This is a genomic window from Paralcaligenes ureilyticus (assembly GCF_004346225.1).
GTDB classification, from domain to species: Bacteria; Pseudomonadota; Gammaproteobacteria; order Burkholderiales; family Burkholderiaceae_B; genus Paralcaligenes; species Paralcaligenes ureilyticus.
In genome coordinates this window covers 21,569-48,471 of the sequence record NZ_SMAJ01000002.1, presented here as the reverse complement: position 1 = coordinate 48,471, position 26,903 = coordinate 21,569, and the positions used below count along the sequence as shown (strand labels likewise).

26 protein-coding genes are annotated in these 26,903 nt (G+C 58.6%); 7 read left to right on the top strand and 19 right to left on the bottom strand.

Going from position 1 to position 26,903, the window contains the following annotated elements; genetic code table 11:
* The first annotated feature begins 26 nt into the window (after nt 1-26).
* On the top strand, nt 27-917 hold the full coding sequence (locus EDC26_RS02600; RefSeq protein ID WP_132579721.1) for a dienelactone hydrolase family protein: 891 nt from the start codon (nt 27-29) through the stop codon (nt 915-917).
* Nucleotides 918-1,039: 122 nt separating this feature from the next.
* The gene (locus EDC26_RS02595) at nt 1,040-2,872 is read left to right on the top strand and encodes a monovalent cation:proton antiporter-2 (CPA2) family protein (protein ID WP_132579720.1); all 1,833 of its coding nucleotides are present in this window, start codon (nt 1,040-1,042) and stop codon (nt 2,870-2,872) included.
* A 20-nt stretch (nt 2,873-2,892) separates the two neighbouring features.
* Here EDC26_RS02595 and EDC26_RS02590 read toward each other — a convergent pair whose 3' ends face one another.
* Genes EDC26_RS02590 through EDC26_RS02580 form a run of 3 tightly spaced genes read right to left on the bottom strand, consistent with a single transcriptional unit; the run spans nt 2,893 to nt 5,986 of the window.
* The gene (locus EDC26_RS02590; protein ID WP_132579719.1) at nt 2,893-4,845 is read right to left on the bottom strand and encodes a DUF8189 domain-containing protein; all 1,953 of its coding nucleotides are present in this window, start codon (nt 4,843-4,845) and stop codon (nt 2,893-2,895) included.
* Nucleotides 4,842-5,546 (bottom strand): RES domain-containing protein, encoded by a 705-nt coding sequence (locus tag EDC26_RS02585; RefSeq protein ID WP_243700750.1) that lies wholly within the window; start codon nt 5,544-5,546, stop codon nt 4,842-4,844. The genes EDC26_RS02590 and EDC26_RS02585 overlap by 4 nt, the downstream gene beginning before the upstream one ends.
* A 2-nt stretch (nt 5,547-5,548) precedes the next feature.
* The gene (locus EDC26_RS02580) at nt 5,549-5,986 is read right to left on the bottom strand and encodes an MbcA/ParS/Xre antitoxin family protein (protein WP_132579718.1); all 438 of its coding nucleotides are present in this window, start codon (nt 5,984-5,986) and stop codon (nt 5,549-5,551) included.
* A gap of 126 nt (nt 5,987-6,112) precedes the next feature.
* Between EDC26_RS02580 and EDC26_RS02575 the strand changes: the two genes are divergently transcribed.
* Complete coding sequence (locus EDC26_RS02575; RefSeq protein WP_132579717.1) at nt 6,113-7,186, top strand: HoxN/HupN/NixA family nickel/cobalt transporter; 1,074 nt, start codon at nt 6,113-6,115, stop codon at nt 7,184-7,186.
* A 45-nt stretch (nt 7,187-7,231) separates the two neighbouring features.
* On the opposite strand, the gene EDC26_RS02570 is transcribed toward EDC26_RS02575, so the two are convergent.
* The gene (locus tag EDC26_RS02570) at nt 7,232-8,104 is read right to left on the bottom strand and encodes a DMT family transporter (RefSeq protein ID WP_132579716.1); all 873 of its coding nucleotides are present in this window, start codon (nt 8,102-8,104) and stop codon (nt 7,232-7,234) included.
* Between the two features lie 222 nt (nt 8,105-8,326).
* On the opposite strand from EDC26_RS02570, the gene EDC26_RS02565 reads away from it, so the two are divergent.
* Nucleotides 8,327-8,833: a glutathione peroxidase gene (locus tag EDC26_RS02565; protein ID WP_132579715.1), complete on the top strand. Its 507-nt coding sequence runs from the start codon at nt 8,327-8,329 to the stop codon at nt 8,831-8,833.
* 144 nt (nt 8,834-8,977) lie between these two features.
* Nucleotides 8,978-9,784, top strand: a complete 807-nt coding sequence (locus EDC26_RS02560; RefSeq protein WP_132579714.1) for an RsiV family protein — start codon at nt 8,978-8,980, stop codon at nt 9,782-9,784.
* A 216-nt stretch (nt 9,785-10,000) separates the two neighbouring features.
* Here the strand turns inward: EDC26_RS02560 and EDC26_RS02555 are convergent, their stop codons facing one another.
* The 5 genes from EDC26_RS02555 to mltG form a co-directional block, all read right to left on the bottom strand.
* Nucleotides 10,001-10,951 (bottom strand): ankyrin repeat domain-containing protein, encoded by a 951-nt coding sequence (locus EDC26_RS02555; protein ID WP_132579713.1) that lies wholly within the window; start codon nt 10,949-10,951, stop codon nt 10,001-10,003.
* Between the two features lie 67 nt (nt 10,952-11,018).
* Entirely contained in the window at nt 11,019-11,789 is a 771-nt protein-coding gene (locus EDC26_RS02550; protein WP_132579712.1) for a TatD family hydrolase, read from the bottom strand.
* Nucleotides 11,790-11,826: 37 nt separating this feature from the next.
* On the bottom strand, nt 11,827-12,876 hold the full coding sequence (gene holB, locus EDC26_RS02545) for a DNA polymerase III subunit delta' (protein WP_132579711.1): 1,050 nt from the start codon (nt 12,874-12,876) through the stop codon (nt 11,827-11,829).
* Nucleotides 12,873-13,535 (bottom strand): dTMP kinase, encoded by a 663-nt coding sequence (gene tmk, locus EDC26_RS02540; RefSeq protein ID WP_132579710.1) that lies wholly within the window; start codon nt 13,533-13,535, stop codon nt 12,873-12,875. Before tmk ends, holB begins: the two co-directional genes overlap by 4 nt.
* Complete coding sequence (gene mltG, locus EDC26_RS02535; RefSeq protein WP_132579709.1) at nt 13,535-14,545, bottom strand: endolytic transglycosylase MltG; 1,011 nt, start codon at nt 14,543-14,545, stop codon at nt 13,535-13,537. The genes tmk and mltG overlap by 1 nt, the downstream gene beginning before the upstream one ends.
* A gap of 93 nt (nt 14,546-14,638) precedes the next feature.
* Between mltG and ygfZ the strand changes: the two genes are divergently transcribed.
* Entirely contained in the window at nt 14,639-15,694 is a 1,056-nt protein-coding gene (ygfZ, locus tag EDC26_RS02530; protein WP_132579708.1) for a CAF17-like 4Fe-4S cluster assembly/insertion protein YgfZ, read from the top strand.
* Nucleotides 15,695-15,884: 190 nt separating this feature from the next.
* Here the strand turns inward: ygfZ and mmsB are convergent, their stop codons facing one another.
* From mmsB to EDC26_RS02505, 5 genes are all read right to left on the bottom strand, one after another.
* Entirely contained in the window at nt 15,885-16,769 is an 885-nt protein-coding gene (mmsB, locus tag EDC26_RS02525) for a 3-hydroxyisobutyrate dehydrogenase (protein WP_132579707.1), read from the bottom strand.
* A gap of 72 nt (nt 16,770-16,841) precedes the next feature.
* Complete coding sequence (locus EDC26_RS02520; protein ID WP_132579706.1) at nt 16,842-17,972, bottom strand: enoyl-CoA hydratase/isomerase family protein; 1,131 nt, start codon at nt 17,970-17,972, stop codon at nt 16,842-16,844.
* Nucleotides 17,969-19,123: an acyl-CoA dehydrogenase family protein gene (locus EDC26_RS02515; protein ID WP_132579705.1), complete on the bottom strand. Its 1,155-nt coding sequence runs from the start codon at nt 19,121-19,123 to the stop codon at nt 17,969-17,971. The genes EDC26_RS02520 and EDC26_RS02515 overlap by 4 nt, the downstream gene beginning before the upstream one ends.
* A 336-nt stretch (nt 19,124-19,459) precedes the next feature.
* Complete coding sequence (locus tag EDC26_RS02510; protein ID WP_132579704.1) at nt 19,460-19,912, bottom strand: RnfH family protein; 453 nt, start codon at nt 19,910-19,912, stop codon at nt 19,460-19,462.
* Entirely contained in the window at nt 19,899-20,336 is a 438-nt protein-coding gene (locus EDC26_RS02505) for a type II toxin-antitoxin system RatA family toxin (RefSeq protein ID WP_132579703.1), read from the bottom strand. The genes EDC26_RS02510 and EDC26_RS02505 overlap by 14 nt, the downstream gene beginning before the upstream one ends.
* Nucleotides 20,337-20,393: 57 nt before the next feature.
* Here EDC26_RS02505 and smpB point away from each other — a divergent pair, with 57 nt between their 5' ends.
* The gene (smpB, locus tag EDC26_RS02500) at nt 20,394-20,858 is read left to right on the top strand and encodes an SsrA-binding protein SmpB (protein WP_132579702.1); all 465 of its coding nucleotides are present in this window, start codon (nt 20,394-20,396) and stop codon (nt 20,856-20,858) included.
* Between the two features lie 55 nt (nt 20,859-20,913).
* Here smpB and EDC26_RS02495 read toward each other — a convergent pair whose 3' ends face one another.
* From EDC26_RS02495 to ppsA, 5 genes are all read right to left on the bottom strand, one after another.
* Nucleotides 20,914-21,846: an SPFH domain-containing protein gene (locus EDC26_RS02495; RefSeq protein ID WP_132580068.1), complete on the bottom strand. Its 933-nt coding sequence runs from the start codon at nt 21,844-21,846 to the stop codon at nt 20,914-20,916.
* 60 nt (nt 21,847-21,906) lie between these two features.
* Nucleotides 21,907-22,335 carry an NfeD family protein gene (locus tag EDC26_RS02490; protein ID WP_132579701.1) on the bottom strand — a complete coding sequence of 143 codons (429 nt, stop codon included), beginning with the start codon at nt 22,333-22,335 and terminating at the stop codon, nt 21,907-21,909.
* A 104-nt stretch (nt 22,336-22,439) separates the two neighbouring features.
* Nucleotides 22,440-23,147, bottom strand: coding sequence for a methylated-DNA--[protein]-cysteine S-methyltransferase (locus EDC26_RS20200; protein WP_132579700.1), 708 nt, complete (start codon nt 23,145-23,147; stop codon nt 22,440-22,442).
* 11 nt (nt 23,148-23,158) lie between these two features.
* On the bottom strand, nt 23,159-24,466 hold the full coding sequence (locus EDC26_RS02480; protein ID WP_132579699.1) for an NAD(P)/FAD-dependent oxidoreductase: 1,308 nt from the start codon (nt 24,464-24,466) through the stop codon (nt 23,159-23,161).
* A gap of 42 nt (nt 24,467-24,508) precedes the next feature.
* A complete protein-coding gene (ppsA, locus tag EDC26_RS02475; RefSeq protein ID WP_132579698.1) occupies nt 24,509-26,875 on the bottom strand; it encodes a phosphoenolpyruvate synthase in 2,367 nt (788 codons plus the stop codon).
* Nucleotides 26,876-26,903 lie beyond the last annotated feature (28 nt).

Sequence of the window (26,903 nt, the reverse complement as noted above, 5' to 3'; positions counted from 1 at the left end):
ACTACCTTGATTCAGGAGCCTTTCTTATGGAACGCAAAAAAGCCAGCGACTTTCCGCCGGGCGTGCTGAAATTGTTCGATTCGTACGTCCATGGCATGATTGACCGGCGTGCCTTTCTGGATCGCGCCGCCAAGTTTGCCGTGGGCAGCTTTACAGCGGCGGCCATGCTCGAAAGCCTCAAGCCCAACTATGCCTTTGCCCAGCAAGTGGCTCCCAACGACAGCCGCATCAAGGTCGAGTATTTAAGCTACCCGTCGCCACAGGGCTCCGGCACGGTACGCGGATATTTCGCCATGCCGGCCAAGACGGGTGGAAAACTGCCAGGGGTACTGGTCGTGCACGAAAATCGCGGCCTCAATCCGTATATCGAAGATGTGGCGCGCCGCCTGGCGCTGGAAGGTTTTATCGCCTTTGCCCCCGATGCGCTGACTTCCGTGGGAGGCTATCCCGGCGATGAAGAAAAGGCGGCGAAACTTTTTTCCGGGCTCGACCCCAATAAGCGCATCGAAGACTTCGTCGCCGGAGCGGAATTTTTAAAGTCACGCCCCGAATGCACCGGCAAAATTGGCGCAGTAGGCTTTTGCTACGGCGGCGGCGTCGTCAACACGCTGGCGGTGCGCCTGCCCGATTTGGCGGCGGCCGTCCCGTTTTACGGCAACCAGCCCAACGCGGCCGACACCGCCAAGATCAAAGCGCCTTTACTCATACACTACGCAGGCTTGGACGAGCGCGTCGACGCCGGCTGGCCAGCCTTCGAGGCGGCGCTCAAGGCCAACCATATTCGATATCAGGAATACATGTATGCAGGCGTCCAGCACGGTTTTCACAACGACACCACGCCACGCTACGACGAAAAGGCAGCCACACTGGCCTGGTCGCGTACGATCGCCTTCCTGAATAAATACCTCAAATCCTGAGCCGCTTTGGACACAGGCTCGGAAACCCGTGCTGAAATCGCTGCAATCACTATATAGGGGCATGGACTGTCCCCTTTTTTTGCCTTAAAGCCGTCAAGCTGCGCATCAAGGAAAGACCATTCATGGAAGGCACAAACGTGTTGTTGCTGGCCCTGGTTTACTTAACCGCCGGGGTCGTCGCCGTGCCCATCTCGCAGCGGCTTGGACTTGGGTCGGTATTGGGCTACCTGATGGCCGGGGCCGTCATCGGACCTTTTATTTTGCACCTGGTCGCCGATCAGACCAGTGTGATGCATTTTGCCGAATTCGGCGTGGTCATCATGCTTTTTCTGATTGGGCTGGAAGTCCGTCCATCCCTGCTATGGGGTATGCGCCGCGTATTTTTCGGGCTGGGCGGCGCGCAGGTGCTGGTGACCGGCCTAGCGCTTAGCGGGATCGGCATGGGCCTGGGCATGCCGTGGCGCTCGGCCACAGCGCTGGGATTCATTCTATCCCTATCGTCTACGGCCATTGTGCTGCAGACTTTCGAGGAAAAAGGGCTCAGACACACGGCGGCAGGCGCGGCCGCTTTCGGCATCCTGCTGTTCCAGGATGTATCGACCATCCCCATGTTCGCCGCCCTGCCTCTGTTGGCCGCGAGCGGAGGCGGCACCTTGAGTATGCCCGAGCAAGGATTGCTCGCCGGCTTTCCTGCCTGGGCACAGGCGCTGGCCGTACTGGCCGCCGTCATGCTGATTATTGGAGCGGGACGCTATCTGACACGACCCGCCTTTCGTTTCATCGCAAAGACACGGTCGCGCGAAATCTTTACCGCCTCGGCGCTCTTGCTGGTTATTGCCGTCGCTCTGCTAATGGAAGCGGTCGGCTTATCGGCAGCCCTCGGGGCATTTCTGGCGGGCGTCGTGCTGGCCGACAGCGAATTCAGGCGAGAGCTGGAAGGCGATATCGAGCCGTTTCGCGGTCTGCTGCTGGGCCTGTTCTTTATTTCCGTAGGCGCGAGCATGGACCTGGGGCTGGTGGCTTCAAGACCGGCCGCCCTGCTTGCATTGGTGGCTGGACTGATGCTCGTGAAGATGGCGGCGATCTACCTCATCGCCCGCCTTTTCGGCGTGGAAGGTCGGGCGGCGGCTTTAACCGCCGCAGCGCTTGCCCAAGGCGGCGAATTCGCCTTCGTACTTCTGGGCATCGCCTCGGCGCTGGGTGTTATCCCGGCGGACATCTCCGCGCTGGCGACCGCGGCGGTGGCCGTGTCGATGGCCTTGACGCCACTGACGCTGATCGGTTATCAAAGCTGGTGCTCCCGAGGCTTGTCGAGCCTGCCCGAGCCTGCCAATGAGGCCTTTGACGATCGGCCCGATGCGATCGTCGCCGGCTTCGGACGCTTCGGCCAGATTGCTGCTCGCCTGCTGATTGTCAATGGTTTTAAAACGTCGACGCTGGACGCCAGCGCCGAACAGGTGGAGTTGGTGCGGCGCTTCGGCCGACGCGTGTATTACGGCGACGCCACGCGCCTGGATCTGCTGCGCGCATCAGGCGCAGCCGACGCCAAGCTATTGATAGTGGCGATAGACGATCGAGATCAGGCCGAAAAGCTGGTCGAAATTGCCGCTCAGCACTTTCCCGGCCTGAAAATACTCGCCCGGGCCTACGACAGGCGCCACGCCTACCGCTTGCTGGACAAGGGCGCGCATATCGTCGAACGCGAAACGTTCGAAGCCGGTCTTACCCTGGGCGCCGAAGCGCTGAAAACATTGGGATTCAAAGATGCTCAGGCAGCGCGCGCCACACGGCTATTTCGTCGCCACGATGAAAACATGTTCCAAGCCCTGGCTCAGGTGTGGGGCGATGACGAACGCTTCATGATAGCCACCAAGGAAACCAGCGAGCGCATGAATGAACTGCTGGCGGCCGATTTACAAAGCATGTTGCAAGAGCCCGAAAACGAACAGGCATGAAGCGCCATGGCTCATTGCGGTCAAGGTTGTGCCGCCATAATCGTTGCCGGAGCATGGTTGATAGGGGTATGGATAAAGGATTCACCGCCGGAGGCCGGCGGCGGCGACAAACGCTGCGGGCGCTGCCATTGGCCCTTTACGCGAGTCCAAAGCCGATAGGTCTGCGCACTCTCATTGCTGCGCGCGAACACGTACAGCGAATTATCTATGACCCGCAAAACCGGGGTCGACTCGACGTTGCCGCCCAAGGTGACCAGGCCCGATGCGTCCGCCAGCCAAATTTCCCCATCGGCATGGTCCAGGACAGCAACCACGACCCTGCCCTGCTCGTCCAAACCGATAGCCGGATGGCCTACGTAGGAAAAGCCCATATCGATGGCGGCTTCCCACCGGCCATTAGCCGCGCCAGGCTGCGACTGGCTTATTTTCAGTAGATGGCCTGTCTCCTTGTCGCGAGCGTAAAGTTCGATCAGCCTCTGGCCATTGCGCAAGGCGGCTAAACCGCCCGAGGTGGATATGTCGTCGATTTGCCGCCACGGCGTCCAGACGCCTGCACCCGGCGCGCTTTGCGAGCTGATCCAAAGGTCGCCGCCCCGATCGGCCGCAAAAACCGTCAGGCGTCCGTCGGCATCGGGCGTAACGGCTACATCCGGCAAAAATCGAGCCAGCGCCGGCAAAGCCGACCACTGCCACAAGGCGTGCAGATCGGCGGATCGCGGCGCCCCATAATGAAACAACCCATCGCTGCCCAGCGCCAGCAGCGCTAGCCGGCCATCGGCATTGTGGGTCACAAACGGCACGCTCACAATAGTAGGACCATTCAGATTCTGCCAACCCGGCCATGCCCGGCCGCCCGTTTGCACCTTGAACCACAAGCCGCCTGTCGCATCGCGCGCCAGCACGCCGGCCGCGCCATTATTCAGATTGAAGGCCACCACATGGCCGGCTATGCGCCCGCCCAGCGACTGCCAATGCCTGTCGTGACCGGCGCGCACATTCGCCGCCGAATTGGCTTCACCCACCGCAAACAGGAAATAGCCGCCGGCCGGGTTGGACGCCACGGCGGGCGCCGCGTTGCGCCGTATCACATAATAGGTTCGGCCTACCCACGACGCGGCCGTGCCGGCAGGCTCTTTACAGGTAGCCGGGCCTTTGGGGCAATAACGATAATCGTCCCACGCGTAATGCCTGAACGCTTTGGTTTTCTCGGTGATTTCGGCCGCGGTCAAATTAGCGGGACGCTCCTGAGTCGGGTAATCGACATACCCCACCTCGGCATAATTGCCCGGCTCCACCTTGATCGCGTCGCGCACCAGACGCGCGCTGGCGATGTGATCGGGATGATCGCTGCCGGGGCAACGCCAGCACAGTTTGGTATAAGGAATCGTAATGCTTGCGTCCATGTGCCGCACAACCGTGGGCTGATAGTCTTTGATGATATCGGCAATCGTCGCGACAAGGTCTTCGCGGTTATAGATTTCCACATAGGGTCCAAGCGACTGCGCTGTGGCCCCAGGCACCGATTCAGCCCGGCTGAGAGGAGTCAGGCTGCCCCATCCCTTTCCAAGCCAGGGATCCTGAAGACGCATGTGGATCATGGACACACGCGGGTTCGCTTTCAACACAAAACGCGCCAGCGGCCGTTTATCGAATACGGCGACGTCCTCGACCCAGTTATCGGGTTTGTCCGCCTGATAGGCATAGGCCGCGCGAACTCCCCGCGCCCGCCCCAGCATATATTGTTCACCCTCGCCGCGCTCGGCGGCGGTCAGATAAACGACCTGCACGCAACCGCCGGCATTGATGGTGGTGTTGATGTCGGGATTCATGAAAAGCAAATCGTCGTCCTGGTGCGCGACGAAAACCAGATCGCGCATGCCATGGCACTGCGCCAAAGACGCACTCCATGCCGGTGCCCCGACACCGGTTAAAACCAGCACGCACCACACCGCAAGCCACCGTACACTACTCACTTTGAACCCTTGCCCTTGGATGGTTTGGCCTGGATACGAGGTGTGGGCGACCCGGTCCAGCTCAGCTGATACGCTGCCGCACGGCGCACATTGCCCACCAGCGCCGGGCGAAAGCAGGCCAGATTAGTGCCGCCCTCACGCCTGACGCTGGGATAAACAATGCCCATCGAGCCTATATCGAGCAGATGGGCGGCCAAATCCTGGGAAGCCATATAGCTGTCAGGGCGCAGGCACGATGCGAAACCGCGGGTTCGGCGGATATCGTGGAACTCGCTGCTGAAATCGGCCAACAAAGTCTGGTAGCTGACCGAGTCATGAAAATAATCGATCTCCTGGTATTCCACCGTCTTGTGGAAAACGATCTCGGCCAAGGCGGTGTCGATGTCGAAAGCGCAATACCAGGCGCCCCGCGTGCCACTATTGAAACGGCTGCCTTCCGGGCGGGGATAGGTATAGGCCGCGTTGATAATGCGAAAATTGGGTACGCCAAACACCAGCTCGTCAATGCCGATGTCTGGCAGGCCACCCCGTTCGCCCACCAACCTTTCATTGGTGGCATTATCCAGATCGAATAAGTCGATAAGATGATCAGCGTTGTCCGCCAAAGGCGCGAGGACAGAATTTTCCCGGTCGGCAAAACGCGACGGTATCAGGCGGCAGGTATCAAGTTGACGCAACATGCTGACAGGCGGAATACGCATCGTTAAATTCCGCCGCGACGAGCGTCCAGGAGCTTACGCACCGTTTGCATGGCCAGCAAGCCGCCGTCGAGCATATAGGCCAGAGGTGTCTTGCCGGCGAAAATGACATTACGATTAGGAAGATTTACCCAGCGGTCGGCCAGGTCGTCGCCATAGAGAATATGCAAAGCCTTGTAAATGCCTGTTAAATACGAAATACGCGTAATCCGGTCGACTTCCAGAAGCCGGTCAGGTTTTTTTTTCCATTCGTAAAAAGCGCTGGTAGATACCCCACCCAACAAGCCGCAGGCATCTTCATCGCGCAGCGACCATGCCTGGGCAAGTTTAAAAAAACCTTTGAGCGCCGAGGCGGACAGCCGTTCACGCGCCCCGCGGGAATTCAAATCCACGACCAGAGCCGGCTCGAAATGGCTGACAGGGTAGGCGTAGGCCAGATTCATGCAATAATCTCCATATGTGAGGTAATTATACTCCGTTTATGGACAGTGAATCCAGCTCCATGACGGGACGCTAATCTCTACCGGCACTAGGTTCAACGAGATCCTATTTTTCTATAAGGGGGCGCGATGCGCCGTTCCGTTCGGGCTTTGTTTAATGACACGGCCATCGAGGTGAAAGGGAAAACGATCAGCATGGTTGTCCTGCTGCTCGCTTTCAATCTTGGAGCGTGGGTCTGGGCATTCGTCGCTTTGCGCAACTATCCCTTATTGATGGGAACCGCGGTTCTGGCCTATGGCTTTGGCCTGCGGCATGCGGTGGATGCCGATCATATCGCCGCAATCGATAACGTGACCCGCAAGCTGATGCAGGAAGGCAAGCGCCCCGTTGCCGTCGGCTTCATGTTTTCTCTAGGACACTCGACGGTCGTGATTCTGGCGTGTGTAGCGATTGCGGCTACGGCATTGGCGTTCAGGCAGCAGATGGACTCGGTGAGGGAAATAGGCGGAATAATCGGGACGTCGGTCTCGGCTTTTTTCCTGTTTATTATTGCGCTCATCAACCTGATCGTACTGCGCTCGGTCTATCGGGCATTTCAAGACGTGCGCCGCGGAAAGCCTTATGTCGAGGAAGACTTCAACGTGCTGCTGGCACGCCGCGGTTTCCTCGCACGTATTTTTCGCCCGATGTTCAACATGATTAACCGCAGCTGGCATATGTACCCACTGGGCATGCTGTTCGGCCTGGGGTTCGACACCGCCACCGAGATCGGTTTGCTAAGCATTTCCGCCACCCAGGCATCCGGCGGCTTGCCGATATGGTCGATCCTGGTATTTCCGGCGCTATTCACGGCAGGCATGTCGCTGATCGACACGACCAACAGCATCTTGATGCTGGGCGCTTACGGCTGGGCGTTTATCAAGCCCATTCGCAAGCTTTATTACAACATGACTATTACCTTCGTCTCGGCCGCGGTTGCGCTAGTCGTCGGCGGCATTGAAGTGCTGGGCCTATTGGTGGACAGGCTGCATCTGACGGGTTCCTTCTGGGGCCTGATGGGCAAACTGAACGACAATTTCGGCATGATCGGCTACTTCATCATTGGCGGATTCATAGCAAGCTGGGCCATGTCGCTGGCCTTTTATAAATGGCGCCGCCTGGACGATCTCGATCCAGGCCGCACTGTTGCGCGCCACGAATAGGGGCTACGTGCCGCATGGCCGATCGAAGTGCGGGCGCCGGAGCTGTCAGTGCTGAGCCAGCAACACCACGCCGGTGATAATCACGGCGCACCCGGCCAAGCGCAAGCGGCTTACTTTTTCCTTCAGAATAAAAAACCCTGCCAGCGTACCGATCATGAGCGACATTTCGCGCAAAGGAGCGATCAGGCTGACCTGGGCGCCCTGTTGCAAGGCGTACAACACCAGGATATATGCGCCAGGCGATAAAATGCCCACCGCCACCGCCAGCCGCCATTTCCCCTTCATCTGCCGCAGCACGATTTTGCGCCGGGTCCATCCCGTGGGCACCATCATGGCGGTAATGGCCAAGCCCATAAACCAATCGAGCACCACTGGCGCAACGTTCAAATGCTTGATGTTATAAGCATCGACGAGGGTATAGGAAGCAATCAGCAATCCAATCGACAAACCCCAGCGCACGCCTACCCAAGCCTGGGTTTGGACAAAGAGACGCCAGTTCCCTCCCGTGGCAATAAGCAGCACGCCGCCGACAACACACAGCATGCCGACAACTCCCGATAACGAAGGTTGTTCGCTCAACCACAGGAAGGCGCCGATGCTGGACAGAAACGGACCGGTGCCACGAGCAACCGGATAAACGACCGAAAGATCCGCAAGCTGATAGCCGCGCTGCAAAGCCAAGCTGTACACCAGATGAATCAAACCGGACAGCACGATAAATGCCACCATCGGGATGCTCCACGATACACCGTCGACCCAGACAATATAAATGACCCAAGGCGCAAACAACAACGTTGACGACAGGCGATACGCCAGCACAAACGACGCTCCGGCGGAAGCCGCACGCTTGGAGATCAGGTTCCAACTGGCGTGGAATACGGCAGATAAGGCAACTAATGCAAAAATTTCCGCTGACATGAAAAGGGCTACATAGACGCTTATAAAACAAGGCGATGAGAGGTACCCGCCATAGTAGCTGATTGAAGACCTCTTTCCGGCCGGCCCCGGAAGTCCGCTCGTTTCACCCCATCACACCAGCGAGCGCGGCCGTTCAACATTAACTCGATATACGTTTGCCGCCACCGTTGCTCCCTGTTAAAGTGTGCCTAGGCTAATCATCGCTTTACGAGGCGTCCATTCATGGCATCGATCGATTCATTTTCCGCACCCGCATTGGCCGGTGAAATGGTTGATTTCTCACGCTTTCGCAACCAGGTCGTGCTGATCGTGAATGTCGCGTCGCAATGCGGCTATACACCCCAATACGAGGGGTTGGAGGCACTGTATCGCGATTACAAAGATCGTGGCTTTACGGTGCTGGGCTTTCCCTGCGACCAATTCGGCCATCAGGAGCCAGGCAGCGCCAGCGAGATCCAGGATTTCTGTTCACGCACGTACAACGTCACCTTCCCTTTGTTTGCAAAAATCGAAGTCAACGGCCCCCATGCCCATGCTATCTATACCTGGTTGAAAAACGAAAAACCAGGGGTCCTGGGCACCCAGGGCATCAAGTGGAATTTCACCAAATTCTTGCTGGGCCGCGACGGCCAAGTGCGCGCGCGTTACGGATCGAGCACCAAGCCCGAGGAATTGCGCCCCGCCATTGAACAGGCTCTGGACGATGCCCCTGCCGACCCGCAGCCCTGACAGCCCACGCATGATTCAGGCGCGTTCTGGCACCCACAAGGGGGTGCCGCTACAAAAACATTGGCGATCAGGACACGCCCGTGGCTTTTGTAGCGGCACCCCTTGTGGGTGCCATCCCCGCACCTAACCCATCATAAAGCACCAATGAGACTTCCCCTGCACACCCTGCGTCCCGCGGTCATGCTGTTTGCACTGGCACTGTTATCCGCCTGCGCGAGCGGCCCGCGCAATAATATTTCTCTCATACCGGGCGACCAGGTTGCCGCACAGACAAGCAAAGAAGGCCTATTTACCCAGCCGGTTAAATGGGAACATAAAAAGCCTGGCTGCAAGGGCGAATGCCCCACCATCAAACTCGATTCGATCGTATTTCCAGGGAATAAAAAACTGACCGAATTGGTGGACCATGCACTGGCCACCATGACCGGCATAAGTACCAAAGGCGTGCAACCTTACGATTCCGTTGCCGGCTATCAAGACTATTTCTGGAAAACCGCGGCGCCGCGCGACTCGACGCTGCTGTCCGCGAAAACACGCTATCGCAATAAAAACCTGACGGTTGTTGAGCTCAATACCTGGCAGTACTTGACCGGGGCCGCTCACGGCATTTCGGCTACGCAATTCTTGAACTGGGATAACGACCACCATATCGTACTGGCCCTGGAACAGATCCTGCAGCCGGGGAAACTACCCGACTATGTGGCCGCCTTGAAGGCTGCGCATCAAAAGTGGCTGGCCGGCAACGCCGACGCCCGGCACGACCCGCAAACCTACAACCGCCTCTGGCCTTTCCAGGCCAGCGAGAATTTTGCATTTACGGACCAGGGCCTGGTGATCAAATACGATACGTACCAGATCGCACCCTACTACTTCGGGCAGCCCGAGCTCTTGCTGCCCTATAGTGAACTGCGGGATATTTTGCAGCCGCAGTACCTGCCGGCCCAAGGCTGAGTTGCCTGGTCACGGCCAATTCGTCTGGCCACGGCAAGGGTGCTGGGCAGCATGGCAGCCACAAGGGCTGCCTCTACAAAACGCGTAGATGAATGTCGCGGCAAGACGCGTGAATTATGTAGCGACAGGCCTTGTGCCTGTCGTCCACGCAAAATACCGTCTTGATCACCGGCGGGCGACCACAAGCGTCACCCTGCGACGTGCCACCGGCCGTTCTTAGTGAACCTTCGCCGGGCCGGCGTTGTCCTCGGAATTGAAATACTGCGACGTGCCGCTGCCATCGCCACCGCCCTTCCTGGAAGCGGGCTGCGCATTTTTGCCAACAGCGGAGTCGCCTCCCGCCGCGCCAGGCTTGCCTGCAGCGCCCGCGTCGGAACTCCCGGTGATATCCACCGTAGGTATCGTTGCAGCACCCGGTGCTGTGCCCGGCGCAGCGGCGTGCGCCGCCTCCTCGGCCATATTCTTGTCATGCTGCGCCGCCTGCTCGGCCAGTGTCTTCTTAATGAGCGCATCGAGTCTATCGGCCAAGGCATCATGCTTGCCCTGACGCGCCCAGTCGGCGGCATTGTGATGACCCAAATTTTCAACCGTAACGACGGCTCCCGCCGCAAGAAGCGCCCGCACTATACCGTCGCTGCCCGCATAAGCTGCCAACATCAGGGCTGTCGTGCCGTCGGGCGAAGGGGCATCAATAATGGCTTTGTGCGCAATCAACATCTGCACTGTATCAAGATGCCCTTTGGATGCAGCATATTGCAGAGGCGTCCACCCCAGGCGGTTCACCTCGGCTCCACGGCCAATAAGCGCTTCGGCTCTTTGGGTTTGCCCGACCACGGCCAGATACATTAATGGCGTTTCGTGGCTGATATTAAGGGCATTGACATCAGTTTTCCGATCAGCCGCCAGAACATCGTAGACTTTCCAGGCACCGTCGCGCACCGCCTGCATAATCGACGGCTGTCCCTTTGGGCTAAGCGCGTTGGGATCGGCGCCCTCGGCCAGCATGGTTTTGATATCGGTGGCGCGATCGTTGGTGATGTCGATCCACCAGCCAGCCGGATTCGCCGCCCGGGCCGCCGTGCAAAGCAACAAACCCGCCAGGCACGCCAGCAAACCCACGCCGTTAAGGTATTTGAATATCGACGAAATAATATATTGTTGTTTCATATCAATTATTTACAAGTAATATTTAATGTAATTTAGTTAAAGTAATATATCTATAATTTACTTTAATTTATTTACCTGCTTTATTGAAAAGACTGAAAAAATTTCGCTTTGAATGGCGTGCTACATCCAACACGGGTATGCCACGCAAATCGGCTATTTTTTCGGCCACATGAACCACTTTGGATGGATCGTTCAACTTGCCGCGATACGGCACCGGGGCTAGGTAGGGAGAATCGGTTTCAATCAGCAGCCGATCCAGCGGCAATTTTCTGGCCAGATCGTGCAGATCCCGCGCATTTTTGAAGGTCACGATTCCGGACAAGGAAATATAGAAATTCATATCCATGGCGGCTTGGGCGACATCCCAGGACTCGGTGAAACAGTGCATGACGCCACCGCATTCGCCCGCCCCTTCTTCGCGCATGATGCGCAGGGTGTCGGCGCTGGCCGAGCGTGTATGGATAATCAAAGGCAAGCCGCTGCGCTTGCTGGCTCGGATATGCGTCCTGAAGCGTTCGCGCTGCCATTCCAGCGGCTCGGACAAGCGGCAATAATCCAGGCCGGTCTCGCCTATGGCAACGACCTTGGGTGCTTGCGCCAGGCGCACGAGTTCGTCCACCGTAGGTTCGGGCGTATCTTCATAATCGGGATGCACGCCCACCGAGGCATATAAGTGCGCATAAGGCTCGACCAGATCGATGATCCCAGGCCAATCAGGCAAGTTGACGCTGACGACCAGCGCATGGCTGACGCGATTTTGTTCCATCCGGTTCAATATATCGGGCAGATTTTTGGCCAGCTCAGGAAAATTCAGGTGGCAATGAGAATCAACGTACATAATCGCTTCGGATACGGATTAATCGAAAAGCGTCCGCCTAACGAGCCGGCAGACACGCCAGCGCCACGCGCTGCAGCACGCTATGCACCAGCAACTTGGCGTTCAAGGGATGGCCGGCGACCGCGCGCTGCTGGCCCAGCCATTTGCCAGTATCGCTCAGATTGGCCAGCGATGCGCGGGCAGCCGCCGCCCTTATGCTTTCTCCCAGCGTCGGAAAATAGCGAACCGGCACGCCGGAGGCCGCGAGCGACATATCCACAAACAGCCTTTGCAAGGTATCGATCCACACGCTCGGAGGCTCTTTCTCAAGCCCATCGGCCAAACCGCCGATATCGGGGTTCTGTGCCCGGGCCAAGGGATCGACCAACTGTCGCAGCCAGTCGGGACAGGCGGCGGTGCCGCTCTGGGCCAGTTGCAACGCCGACAAGGGTGCACCTCCCGCGGCCGCAAGCCACGATTCGGGGGCATCCAGGCCTTGACCTCTTAACCACTCCAGGCAGACCTCGCTGGGCGGACTCGCCAGCGGCAACCTTCGGCAACGTGACACCAAGGTTGGCAGCAAGCGGTCCGGCGCCTCGGCAACCAGCAAGAATACGGTATGTTCTGGAGGCTCCTCCAAAACTTTAAGCAGGGCATTGGCCGATATGCTGTTGAGCGCCTGGGCCGGATACAACACGGCCACACGCCATCCTCCGCGATGCGTCGCCGTATTGAACCAGGAGCTTAACTCACGCAACTGGTCGACACGTATTTCCTTCGACGGCGCTTTCTTCGCGGTGGACGCAGTTGCTTCTTCTTCGGCAACCGCCTCGACGCCCTCATCCTGCGCAATCGCATCGGGCCGAATCCGGCGCAAATCGGGATGATTGTTGCCGGCCAGCCAATGGCAGGCCGCGCACTGGCCGCAAGCCAGGCCCTGAACCGGAGCCTCGCACAAAAGGCTGGCCGCCGCCGCCAACGCAAACTGGCGCTTGCCGATGCCGCCCACGCCATGTATGAGCCACGCATGGGCAAAACGTTCACGCTGGCCCAGCCATGATCGCGCCAGATCTTCTTGCCAGGACAGGAAACGCGGAATGGCGCTCATTCCAGAGCCCCGCCTGAAGAGGGCGGCACGACGCCATAAGCTTGTATCAGAGCACCAAGCTGCTGCGCCAGATCGGCTCGCACCACGTCAATGGGCCGGGTCGAATCGACAATATGCAAACGCCCGGGCTGCTGCCGCGCGCGTTCATGATAGGCCTGCCGGGTACGTTCAAAAAATGCCGAGCCCTCTTGTTCGAACCGGTCCAGTTCGCGTGTGTGGGCCAGACGTTCGCGCGCCACAGCGAGCGGTACGTCAAACAACCAGGTGCGATCAGGCTGCAAACCGGGGTGAACCCACTGCTCCAGCGTTTCGATCATGGCGCCGCCCAGTTCCCGCCCGCCACCTTGATACGCATAACTGGCATCGGTAAATCGATCGCACACGACCCAACGGCCTGCCGCCAGCGCCGGCTCAATCACGTTCTGCAGGTGCTCGCAACGCGCGGCAAACATCAGCAGCGTCTCGGTTTTAAGATGCATGGGCTCGCTCAGCACCATTTGCCGCAACTGCTCGCCTAGCGGCGTGCCGCCCGGCTCGCGAGTGGCTATTACAGAAATGCCACGCCGGCGGATTTCGTCTATCAACCAACGCACATGCGTGCTTTTGCCTGCACCGTCCAGGCCTTCCAGGGTTATAAAACAGCCGCGCCGGTTTTGCATTATCGATTGGCTTTTAAAATGTACTTGGATACGGCACGATTGTGCGCCGGCAAGTCTTGCGAAAACTCGCTGGTACCGTCACCACGCGACACGAAGTACAGATAGTTGTGTTTGTCGGGATGCACTGCGGCAAGCAGAGAAGCCCGGCCTGGGCAGGCGATGGGCGTAGGAGGCAGGCCCGTGCGCGTGTACGTGTTCCAGGGCGTGTCCGCCGCCAGGTCGCTTTTGTGGATTTTCCCTTGATAGGTATCGCCCATGCCGTAGATAACGCTAGGATCGGTCTGCAGGGGCATATCGAGCCGCAGGCGATTGACGAACACCCCCGCAATGCGGCTGCGATCAGCGCTCGCGCCGGTTTCTTTTTCGATAAGAGAGGCCAGTATCAACGCCTGATACGGTGTGGTGATGGGGAGGTTCGGGTCGCGTTCATCCCAGATCGACGCCAACTGCTGCCGGCCCGCATGATAGGCACGGCGCAAGATGTCGAAATCGTCGGAGTCCGGGACGAACACATAGGTATCGGGGAAAAACAGGCCTTCGAGACTGCTTTGATCCGACCCAAGGCGCTTTAGCAATTCGACATCGCTGACGTTGCCCAGAGTCTGCCGGATTTGCGGGTTGTCTCGCAGGGCTTGGCGTATGCGGGCATACGTCCATCCTTCGACCAGCGTGATATGCGTTTGAGTCATCTCGCCACTGGCCATGCGCTCGAGCAATATCAAAGGCGTGTCGCCCTGCACAGCCTCATAGCCACCGGCCTTGATCTGCTTGTCGAGCCCAGTCAACCGCGCCAATAGAACGAACGCATCTTCGTTTATCTGTATACCCGATTTCAGCATGGCACGGGCAACCGTCCGGGGCCGGCTGCCGACTTCCACCAGGTAATCGATGCGATCGGCCTTGAGTGTCACGGGATGATGTGTCCAGTACCAGGCCGCGCCCGCAGCAGCCGCCGCGAGCACCACGCACAGTAGAAGAATCAGCCGAAATAGGGTTCGCAATTTTCTCATTACTCCAGAGTGTAGCCGAGCCGCGAAAGCAACAATTCCACAAGCCCGTTATGATAAACGCTTGTGTCTCTTGTACTAAGCGTTGCTGCATCCATGAACGATTTGTCACTTTTTGCTATTCCTCTCGATGACCTGGCGGTCATTGAAATAACAGGCGCCGACGCCATCGGCTTTATGCATGGCCAGATCACGCACGATATCGCCAACTTGCCTGAAAATGCGGCCCGTCTGGCAGGCTACTGCAGCCCCAAGGGACGCCTGTTGGGCAGCCTGGTCGTCTGGCGCGCCGATAACCCGCAAACCCCCACCCTTCGCGCCCTGATCAAGGCCGATATCGCCCAGGCCATCGTCAAGCGCTTATCCATGTATGTACTGCGCGCCAAGGCCAAACTCAGCCTTACCCCTCTGTCCGTGCTGGGCGTGCACGTCGTACGCAACGCCCAATCGTCAGGCGGCGCAAACATTCCAGAAAGCGGCAAGGCGTCCCTGGCAAACGATATGGTCCAGCTGCCGGCCAAACCCTCGGCCTGGACGGTTGTCCACACTGACGCAGGAACCTGGATTGCCGCGCCGTCGGCCGATACCGCCGTTGACCGCTGGTGGCATATCGGCTTGGACCCTGCGGCTTCAACTCCAGGCTCGGCATCGGGCGCAACTGCGTCAAACCCCGACCAGCCTGAAGTATCGCCGGCGGCAGGCCCCAGCGATGAAGCCAGTGCGTGGCAGGTGGGGGATATCGTCGCCGGCCTGCCCTGGATCGTGGCGGCAACCCAGGATGTCTTCATACCGCAAACATTGAACCTGGACCTTATCGACGGGGTGAGCTTCACCAAGGGCTGTTATCCCGGCCAGGAAATCGTGGCGCGCAGCCACTACCGGGGTACGGTAAAAAGACGCATGGCGTATGGATGCGTGCAAGCAGGGCTTGCACCCGCGTCCGCCGCCCTGCCTAATCAGGATATTTACGACGCCCATCACCCGGACAACCCTTGCGGGCGGGTCATCAATGCAGCTTACGACAGTCGCCTGCATTTGTTGCTTGAAGTGCAGTTGTCGGATCTGGACTCGGCCGCATTCAGATTGGGGCGGGCCGATGGCCCGGCTATTACGCTGCAAGCACTGCCCTACGAAATCAAGGCCGAGGCCTGATCGGGTTGCTCCGGGTGTAGGCGTCGATGGCACCCACAAGGGGTGCCGCTACATGATTCACGGCTACGATTTTGCCGCGGCTCTCTCGATTTTGTAGCGACAGGCCTTGTGCCTGTCATCCATGCAAAATACCGTCCTGACTATCAACAAACAACCACAAGGGTCGCCCCTACGGGGCTACACCGTCGCATCACTTCTTGAACAAATTCAGGATACTGGAAAAATCCAGACGGCCGTTGCCCTGCGCACTGTGCAAAGAATACAGATTGCGCGCCAGTTCCCCCAGGGGAATTGTCGCCCGGGCGTGCAGCGCCGATTCGGCCGCCAGTCCCAGATCCTTGAGCATCAAATCTACGCCAAACCCACCTGCGTAAGCCTTGGATGCCGGGGCATTTTCCATGACACCCGGCCAGGGATTGTAAAGCTCGGTGGCCCAGTTGCGGCCGGAACTCTTGGCGATGATATCGGAGAGCACTTTGGGATCCAGGCCATTGGCCACGCCCAGGGATAGCGCTTCCGAAGTGCCCGCCATCAAAATGCCCAGCAGCATGTTATTGCAGATTTTGGCCACCTGCCCCGCTCCAGCCGCTCCGGCGTGGAAAATGTTCTTGCCCATTTTTTCCAGAATCGGCATGGCCGCCTCCAACGCCGCAGCATCCCCGCCCACGATAAAGGTGAGCGTGCCGGCCACGGCTCCGCCTGTGCCTCCCGACACCGGCGCATCGATCATGCGTATGCCACGGGCCTGGGCAGCTTGCGCCACTTTGCGTGCCGACTCGGGAGAAATCGTGCTGCACTCGAGCACCAGCGAAGAAGGATCGATATGCGCCAGCAAATCGGTTTCGCTCAAGTACAGGCCTTCGACATGCTGGCTGGCCGGCAACATCGAAATAACCACCTCTGCGCCCTTCACGGCGTCCTGCGCGGTTTGGGCGGCGCGCGCGCCAGCGTCGGTCAGGGTTTTGATGGCTGCGGGAACCAGATCGAACACCACCAGTTCATGCCCGGCACGGGACAGGTTCAACGCCATCGGGCCGCCCATGTGGCCCAGGCCTATAAATGCAATGCGACTCATGTTATCTCCTTCGTTACAGGGTTTGTCTTCTATTCGGAACGACTTCGGTATTCAACTTGCGGCCGGCGGCCGCTATCCCATATCCGCCAGCGGATGGCCTTGCGTATCCGGCCAGGGCGGCACAAAAAAGCGCTGCACCCAGTCGTCGGTCGCATCGGCCAGCCTCGCCGGCTGCCATTTGGGCTGTTTGTCTTTGTCGACCAGCAAAGCGCGTATTCCTTCCTGGAAGTCCCCCGCCACGCCACATTGCAGGGACACGATATATTCTTGCCGGAACGCATCGGCCAAAGACAGCAAACGAGTCCGGCGCAACAAGGCAAAGCAAAGACGCGCCGAGCCTGGCGCACCGGCCTTGAAGGTGGCCGCCGCACGCTTGAGCCACGGGTCGTCATGCTCGGCCAGCGCCGCAATGTGGGCGCACACTGCTTCGAAATCCGCGCCGTCGCACTCATCGTTGATCCGCGCGTAATGTGCCTGCAAAGGGCCGGCCGGCAGGCCGGGGTCGGGTTGCAGGCGCAGCAGCAGATCGCGCAGCTGCACATCGTTGCGGTTTCGGGAATCCGACCATGAGCTACGTTGAACGCCGTCTATAAAATCGGGCCAACGCGACGCTGCAAGGGTATAGTCGGTCAGGCCGAGGTGACGCAGATCGGACGCACCCAGCTGTGCGCCGGTCAGCGCCAGAAACGTTCCTATGCCGCGCGGCAGGCGGCTTAGCATCCACGTGCCCCCCACATCGGGAAACAGGCCTATGGTGATCTCGGGCATGGCAAAACGCGTGGTTTCGCTCGCGACACGATGACTGGCCCCCATCATCAGACCGACGCCGCCACCCATGACGATGCCGTTGCCCCAGCACAGTATAGGCTTGGGATAGGTATGGATCTGGTAATCGAGGCGATACTCTACGTCGAAAAACTGCCGCGCATAAGGGTTGTCCCACGCCTGGCCACCTTGATTGGCCTGCATCGCCTGGTACAGCCCATGCAAATCGCCTCCCGCGCAAAAGGCTTTTTCGCCCGCCCCTTTCAGAATGACAAAGGCAATCGACTCGTCATTTTCCCAGCGACTTAACTGCTGGGCCAGCAATTGGCACATTTCGAGCGACAGGCCATTCAAGGTCTGGGGCTGATTCAGGGTTGCAACCCCGGCATTCTTTCGATTGGCGGTTGATAAAACGTCGAACTGAACCGGGGAATTCATCGAATGTCAGCGCCTTTTTCCAGAATTTGGCGGGCCACGATGACCCGCATGATTTCGTTGGTACCTTCGAGTATTTGATGAACGCGGCTGTCGCGCACCAACCGCTCCAGCGGGTAATCTTTCAGGTAGCCATAACCGCCATGAATTTGCTGGGCATCAAGGCATACCTGAAAGCCCAGATCGGTTGCCAAACGCTTGGCCATGGCGCAATACGTCGCCGCCTGGGGGTCTTCCTGGTCGAGTTTGGAGGCCGCCAGACGCACCATCTGGCGCGCCGCCACAATATGGGTAAGCATATCGGCCAGCTTGAACTGCAGCGCCTGAAAACCGGCCAGAGGCTGGCCGAACTGTTTGCGCTCGCCCATGTAGCGGCGCGCCGCATCGTAGGCTCCTTGGGCGGCTCCCACCGAACACGTGCCGATATTGATGCGCCCGCCATCCAGGCCCTTCATGGCGAATTTGAAGCCATCGCCTTCCTGGCCCAGCAGGTTTTCAGCAGGCACCTCGACGTTTTCAAAGGTAATGGCGCGCGTCGACTGGCTATTCCAGCCCATTTTGTCTTCCTTGCGCCCGTAGGTAATTCCAGGCAGGTCGGCGGGCACCACAAACGCCGAAATGCCCTTGGCGCCCGCGCCGCCCGTGCGCGCCATCAGCACCAGGACATCGGTATCGCCCGCGCCGGAGATAAACGCTTTAGCGCCATTAATCTTGTAGACGTTGCCGTGTTTTTCAGCGCGTGTCGTCAGGGACCCCGCATCGGAACCCGAGCCAGGCTCGGTCAGGCAATAGGAGGCCAGCTTTTCGCCGCATGCCAGAGGCGGCCCCCAGGCGTCGCGCACGCTCGCGCTGGCCCAGGAACCGATCATCCAGGTCGCCATATTATGTATGGTGAGAAATGCCGTAGTGGATGGATCGTAAGCGGCCATCTCTTCAAATACCAGAGTGGCATCCAGGCGGGGCAAGCCCAGCCCGCCGATAGACTCAGGGGCGTAGATAGAGCAGAAACCCAGGGTGCCCGCCCGCGCAAAGGCCTGGCGCGGAAAAATGCATTCGGCGTCCCACTTGGCCGCATTGGGCGCCAATTCGCCTACTGCGAATTCTCGGGCGGCGTGTGCAAACGCCTGTTGTTCGTCGCTAAGACCGAAATCCATGCTTGTCTCTCTCAAACACTATGACAGGCATCGTCGCAAGGCTGGTGCCCGCTTCAATGCCGCTTTTTTACTATAGCACCCGGTGGCTTGCAAAAATGAATGGCGGTTGCGGGATGGCACCCACAAGGGGTGCCGCTACATGAGCTACCGATACGTATGTGTAGCGGCACCCCTTGTGGGTGCCATCGATGTCAACAGCCACCTCGCGTCTGTAGCAGCCCCCCTTGTCGCTGCCAGAATCAATTGAACGCCTGCGCAACCATAACGCGCAGCCGTCGTTTTTTTTGTCATATGCATGACAATTTGCCGGGAAATCCATCTGCGGTCCCGCCCTGCTTAATCAGGCCCGCGGGCCGGAGCCTCGGCCCGGCGGGCACGCTCCTGGGCCGCCAGCTTGGCCTTGCGCCGCTTGGGGCGATTCTTGGGCTTGGTCATAAAGGCTTTACGGTGTTCCGCGCGGCGGCGTCGCGATTCCAGCGGGTCGAAGACCAGTGAGCGATAAACCTCCAGCCGATCGCCATCGGCCAGGCAATGGTCGAACGCACACGCTTGCCCATATATTCCCAGGACGGCTTCATCATAAGGATAATTCGGAAATTCTCGCGCAAACCCACTGCCTGCCAAGGCTTCACCGGCCGTAGTTCCCGCCGGTACGTTCATGTTTTGCCGCCAGACTCGCTCAGGGGCGGCGTAGATAATCAGCACACGCGCCCGATCGCCGCAGTCAGCGTCCGTTCCAGGCTGCCCCGGAGCGCAGGGCAACACACCACCGCGATCAATCGGAACCATAGCAGGCCTGGGCACGGTGGGTAAACGAGTCGATAAAACTGGTGGCGATGCGGTTGAATACCGGCCCGACCAGTGCTTCAAGCGCGCGGCTGGAAAAGGCATATGCCATGGTGTAGACCACCTTGCAGGCATCTTCGGCCAACGCATTGAACTCCCATTTGCCGGTTAGCGCCGAAAACGGCCCATCAACTAGGTGAAAGGTAATCAAATGCGGGTATTCGTGATCGTTGCGTGTGCTGAAGGCCTGCTTGACACCCGCAAAGCTGATGATGATGGACGCCTGCATGCCGTGCTCATCGCGCGAGTGCACGCTGGCCCCCCCGCACCAGGGCATGAATTCGGGGTATTTTTCCACGTCGGCGACCAGATCGAACATCTGCGCGCAACTATAGGAAACCAGGACGGAGCGCTGTACGGTGTGCATCAAAAGTGGTTAATGGATAGAATGGGCTGATTTTACCTTCTATAGCCGCATTGATACATGAGCATTGTTGAAAACCGCAAGGCAACGCACGACTATTTTATCGAAGACCGTTTCGAGGCGGGCCTGGTGCTGGAAGGCTGGGAAGTCAAAGCCATACGGGCCGGGCATGTGCAGCTAAAAGAGAGCTATGTCATCGTGCGCGACGGCGCCATGTGGATCATGGGCATGCACATCAGCCCATTGCCCACAGCCTCGACGCACATACACCCCGAATCGACACGCACACGCAAGCTGCTCTTGAAGGCCGAAGAAATCAGCAAACTGATCGGCAAGGTTGAACAACGCGGCTACGCGTTGGTACCGCTTAACCTGCATTACAAGGGTGGGCGCGTCAAGCTGGATTTCGGCCTGGGACGCGGGAAAAAGCTGCACGACAAGCGCGATACCGAACGCGACAAGGATTGGGCGCGGGAAAAAGAACGCGTCATGAAGCACGACACCCGCAAACGCGTCGGGTCTTGAGGGCAGGTGCAGGCGCCGGTGCTGGATGGCAGCCACAAGGGCTGCCGCTACAAATCTACAAAACCTTGCCGGTATTTTTAACCACCGCCATGGCGGTGGCGATCAGGCCGCCCATGTCGGCCAGATTGGCGGGCAGGATCAGGGTATTGCCGGTTTTGGCCACATTGCCGAAGGCTTCGATATAGCGTTCGGCCACTTTCAAATTGACGGCTTCCATGCCGCCTGGGTGACGCACCGCGTCGGCCACTTGCGTAATGGCTTTGGCGGTGGCGTCGGCCACCGTTATGAGCGCTGTCGCTTCGCCTTGCGCCTTGTTGATTTGCGCCTGCTTTTCGCCTTCGGAACGGGCAATGAACGCTTCACGCTCGCCCGTCGCAATATTGATCTGCTCTTGACGGCGCCCTTCGGACGCGGCGATCAGCGCCCGCTTTTCACGCTCTGCCGTGATTTGCGCCTGCATGGCGCGCAGGATTTCGTTGGGAGGAGTGAGGTCTTTGATTTCGTAGCGCAGAACCTTCACACCCCAATTCAACGCCGCCTCATCCAGGGAGGCCACAATGGTGCTATTGATGATGTCGCGCTCTTCGAACGTGCGATCCAGCTCCATCTTGCCGATGACCGAACGCAGGGTAGTCTGGGACAACTGCGTGATGGCCGAAATATAGTTCGACGAGCCGTACGAGGCGCGCATGGGATCGGTCACCTGGAAATAAAGCACGCCATCGACCTGCAGCTGGGTATTGTCCCGCGTGATACACACCTGACTGGGCACATCCAGCGGAATTTCCTTCAACGAATGCTTGTAGGCCACGCGCTCGATAAACGGAATGACAAACCCCGCGCCCGGCGACATGGCCCGATCAAATTTTCCCAGGCGCTCGATGACCCATGCATGCTGTTGCGGGACAATGGCAATGGCCTTGATGACGACGACGAACACCAGCAGAACCAGCACAGTCAGGACTATTGTGGAAAAATCGGCATCCATCATACGTACCACCTTTTAAAACTGAAATTGCCCTATCTGCGCAAGATCGCGACAGACAGACTAATGAGTTGGAATCGACGGCTCAACGATCAGCGTGGACCCCCGGATTTCAACAATGCAGTGTTGCCCCGCTTGCTTGGTCGCACCCGGCATCAGGCCGACCTGCCAATACGCGCCGCGATACCAGACGCGGGCCGTGTTGTTATCGTCCCACGACTGCACGTCTACGATCTGCCCGATGTCCAGATTAACGTTCTGATTGCGCGCCGCATTGATTTCGTGTTTTTTCAACACACCGGTTTTACGCAAGCCCACCAGACCCGCTGCGGTGATAAGCGCTACGGTGACGATTTGCCAGGCCAGTGCCGCGCCCATCAACGAAGCCAGCCCGGCTGCCGCCAGGCCCAGCGCAAAAAGCAACAGGTAAAACGTGCCCGTCATGACTTCGCCGATAAGCGCGAGCACCGCAAATCCAAACCAGAACCACATTGCCACAGCCTCCGCCATAATGGCCGGCAGATAACGCTTGGAGCCCGCGAAATCGAGGAACCGGCCTTCTCGATTGTACCTGCTTGCACAATGAAAACATCGTGCTATTGCAAGGCAAAACCTTCGAGCTCAAGCAAGGCCACCTTGCGTTCAAGGCCGCCGGTGTAGCCGGTCAACGTGCCCGTGCCCGACAAAACGCGGTGGCACGGGATAATAATGGTTATGGGATTGCGCCCCACGGCCGCGCCTACCGGTCTTGAATGCTGCGCCGAAAACCCCGCCGTACGCGCCACATCTCCATAAGACACTGTCTGGCCGTAGGAAATGGTACGCAATGCATCCCATACTTTTTTCTGAAATACGGTGCCCGACAAGGCCAGGGGGATATCAAATGTTTGACGCTGCCCCGCAAAATATTCGGCCAGCTCTTTTCGCGTTCGCTCAAACAACGCTACCGTGGCCGCCGGCGTGTCGGCTTGCATAAGAAGCATCTCGGACATCTCCGCAGAGGCCGCATCGGGCGCGCCAACGTTGGCCTGCAAATCAGCGGTGGCGCCCTTCTGCTCCAGGCAGGCAGCCGCCTGGCTGAACAAATCGGCTTCCGCGTCCCTTTTGGAGGCCCTGAAATTCTTGATCGCAAGGCCATCCATCATGCCCGCCGATGGGCCGCCGGAATGAGGCTTGTACGCAGGCATCCCGTTTATCACCGGACAATCGGACTGGCCTATGAAATACAAGCCGCTCAGGCACGCGCCCTCGGAACAGAGAAGAACAGGCCCCAGAGGCGACGCAATTTGCGCATGAAATGTCATTGGGTCCTCCGTCAGTGAAGCTTCACCCGCGGCGCACCGCGTTTGAGCAATAAACGGCCCACAGCCAAAGAAGTTGTGCGCACCAGCCCCAAAAACGCCAAGTGATGCATCAAATGCAGACTCATGTACATAAACCGGGCAAAGAGGCCCTCCACAAAGAGGCCCCGCCCAGCAAGGACGCCCATCAGGCGGCCCACGGCGCGATTATGCCCCACAGAGATCAAAGAGCCGTAATCCTTATATTTGAATATCCGCGTTGGGACATCCCGCTCTTGAATACGATCGGCCAATACACCGCACAGAAACGATGCCTGCTGATGAGCGGCCTGAGCCCGTGCCGGAATGAATTTCCCGTCCGAGCCCCATGCCGCCTCGGCGCAATCTCCCAACGCATACACGTCGGGATCACTCGCACGCAGGCCGGCATCGACTATAAGCTGATGGTTGCGATTACTGGCCAGACCCAGTTGCGACAGGAAAACAGGCGCCTCTATACCCGCGGCCCACACGCACAGATCGGCAGGAAACCGCCCACCTTCGACGTCATGCAAAGCATCGGCGCCGACCGAAGCAATACGCACCGATGTTTTCACGGCAATGCCACGGTCCAACAGCAACTGATGCGCCGCCGCCGATATTTTTTCAGGCAGGGCCGACAAAATGCGCGACGCGCCCTCAAGCAGGCTTATCTTCACGTCTCTGGACGGATCAAAATTATCCAGCCCATAGGAAGCCATCTCTGAAAAGGCCTGCGTCAATTCGGCGGCAAGTTCTACCCCGGTCGCGCCTGCACCCACAATGGCAATCTGCAATGCCCGGTCAGAGCTGCCGTTCTTGTCGCGGTTCAGACGGGCCACGGTGTGCAAGAGTTTCAGCCTGAACCGTTCAGCCTGCTCGGTCGAGTCAATCGTCAGCGCAAATTCGCCGGCGCCTGCCGTACTGAAGAAATTCGATTTGCTCCCCACCGCCAGAACCAACGTGTCGTAAGCAATCTCCCGCGCCGGGAAAACCTCTTCCTGCTGCGGGTCCAGAACGGCATTGAGGCGGATGTTTTTCGTCGTGAGGTCAACGCCTGCCATCTCGCCCAAAGCGAAGGTAAAGCCGCAGTCTTTGGCCAGCATGAAGTACGACAGGCCTTCGCGGTGTATATCCAGCGTACCTGCCGCCACCTCGTGCAACGATGGCTTCCAGATATGATAGGCCGCACGATCGACCAGGACGACGTGCGCCGGCCCGAACTTGCGGCCCAGCTTTGCCGCAAGTTCAAGCCCTCCGGCGCCGCCACCCACGATAACGATTTTGTGAAGTGCCGCCGTCATGCCCGTACTCCGCTTCGCCTCGCTCGAAAAAGCCCAACAGCCTTACTTCAATGCCAGGCGCTGCCAGGTATCGACTACCGTATCCGGATTCAGCGACATCGACAGTATGCCTTCGTCTCGCAGCCAATCGGCCAGATCGGGGTGATCGCTGGGCCCTTGCCCGCAGATCCCAACGTACTTACCCGCTTTCAGGCAGGCTTGTATGGCGCGCCTAAGCATGAACTGCACCGCCAGGTCGCGTTCGTCGAAATCGGCTGCCAGCAGCTCCATGCCCGAATCACGATCCAGCCCCAGGGTGAGCTGGGTCATATCGTTGGAGCCGATCGAGAAGCCATCGAAATACTGCAGGAACTCGTCGGCCAGAATGGCGTTGGAAGGCACCTCGCACATCATGATCAGCCGCAAACCGTTTTCACCGCGCGCCAGGCCATTCTTGGCGAGCAGGTCGATGACCTTGGAGGCCTGTTGCAGCGTCCGCACAAACGGCACCATGATTTCGACATTGGTCAGCCCCATTTCGTCGCGCACCTTCTTGAGCGCTTCGCATTCCATGCGGAAGCACTCTTCGAATTCGGCCGAAATATAGCGCGATGCGCCGCGAAAACCCAACATGGGGTTTTCTTCCTCAGGCTCGTAACGCGAGCCGCCCACCAGTTTGCGATATTCATTGGATTTGAAATCCGAAAGCCGCACAATGACCGACTTCGGGTAGAAGGCCGCCGCGATGGTGGCGATGCCTTCGGCCAGTTTTTCGACAAAAAAGGCGCGCGGGCTCGCATAGCCGCGTGCCGCCGACTCGACCGCCTTCTTCAGGTCGGTATCGACATTGGGATAATCGAGCACAGCCTTGGGATGCACATTGATATTGTTATTGATGATGAATTCCAGCCGCGCCAGCCCCACGCCCTGGTTGGGAATTTGCGAGAAATCGAAAGCCAGTTGGGGATTGCCCACATTCATCATGATCTTGATTCCGATCTCGGGCATCTGGCCCCAGCGAACCTCTTCGATCTCGGTTTCGATCAGGCCATCGTAAATGCGGCCTTCGTCGCCCTCGGCGCACGATACCGTGACTTCCCGGCCATTCCCCAGCACCGACGTTGCGTCGGCGCAGCCGACCACGGCCGGAATCCCCAACTCACGCGCAATAATGGCGGCATGGCAGGTGCGGCCGCCTCGATTGGTGACAATGGCCGACGCCATTTTCATGACAGGTTCCCAATTCGGGTCGGTCATGTCGGTCACCAGCACATCGCCGGGGCGAACCTGATCCATTTCGGAAATATCGGCCACGACACGAACCTTGCCCGAGCCGATCTTCTGGCCAATGGCGCGCCCTGTCACCAGAACCTCGCCCGTTGCCTTGAGGTGATAGCGCTCTTGTACATCATGCTGGTTTTGCTGGGATTTTACGGTTTCGGGGCGAGCCTGCAAGATGTAAATCTTGCCATCGATGCCGTCGCGGCCCCATTCGATATCCATGGGGCGCCCATAATGCTTTTCGATAATGACGGCATAGTGCGCCAGTTCGATGATTTCATCGTCGGTGAGCGAGTAGCGATTGCGCTCGGAAACCGGCACATCCACGGTACGCACGGCCACGCCGGCGGTGCGCTCGGGATCGAACTCCATCTTGAGGAGCTTGGAGCCGATGCGCCGTCCCACGATCGGGTAGTGCCCAGAGGCCAGGGTGGGTTTGAATACATAGAACTCATCCGGGTTGACGGCGCCCTGCACAACGGTTTCGCCCAGGCCATACGAAGAGGTTATGAACACCACATTATCAAAGCCCGATTCGGTGTCCAGCGTGAACATGACGCCGGCGCTGCCGCGGTCGGAACGGACCATGCGCTGGATGCCCGCCGACAAAGCGACTTCGGAATGCGCATAGCCTTTGTGCACGCGATAGGAAATGGCCCGATCGTTGTATAGCGAGGCAAATACATGGCGAATTTTGTCGAGCACATCGTCGATGCCGACCACATTCAAAAATGTTTCCTGCTGACCCGCAAATGAGGCATCGGGCAAATCTTCGGCGGTTGCCGAAGAACGCACCGCAAAGGACCCTTTGCCGTCGCTGTCGAGCTGTGCGAATGCGCCGCGCACGGCCTGCTCGAATGCCGCGGGAAACGGCGTATCGATAATCCATTGACGAATTTCCGAGCCCGCCGCGGCGAGTGCGCGCACGTCTTCAGAATCCAGCGATGCCAGACGCTCGGCAATGCGCTCGCCAAGAGAGGTGGATTTGAGAAAATCGCGAAATGCGTCGGCCGTCGTGGCAAACCCGCCCGGCACCCGTACCCCGGCGCCTGCGAGTTGGCTGATCATTTCACCGAGCGATGCGTTTTTTCCTCCTACCGAGTCAATGTCCGTCATGCGGAGCTGCTCGAAAGATACTACATAAGACATAAAGTCACCTTTGAACTATAAAAGAAAG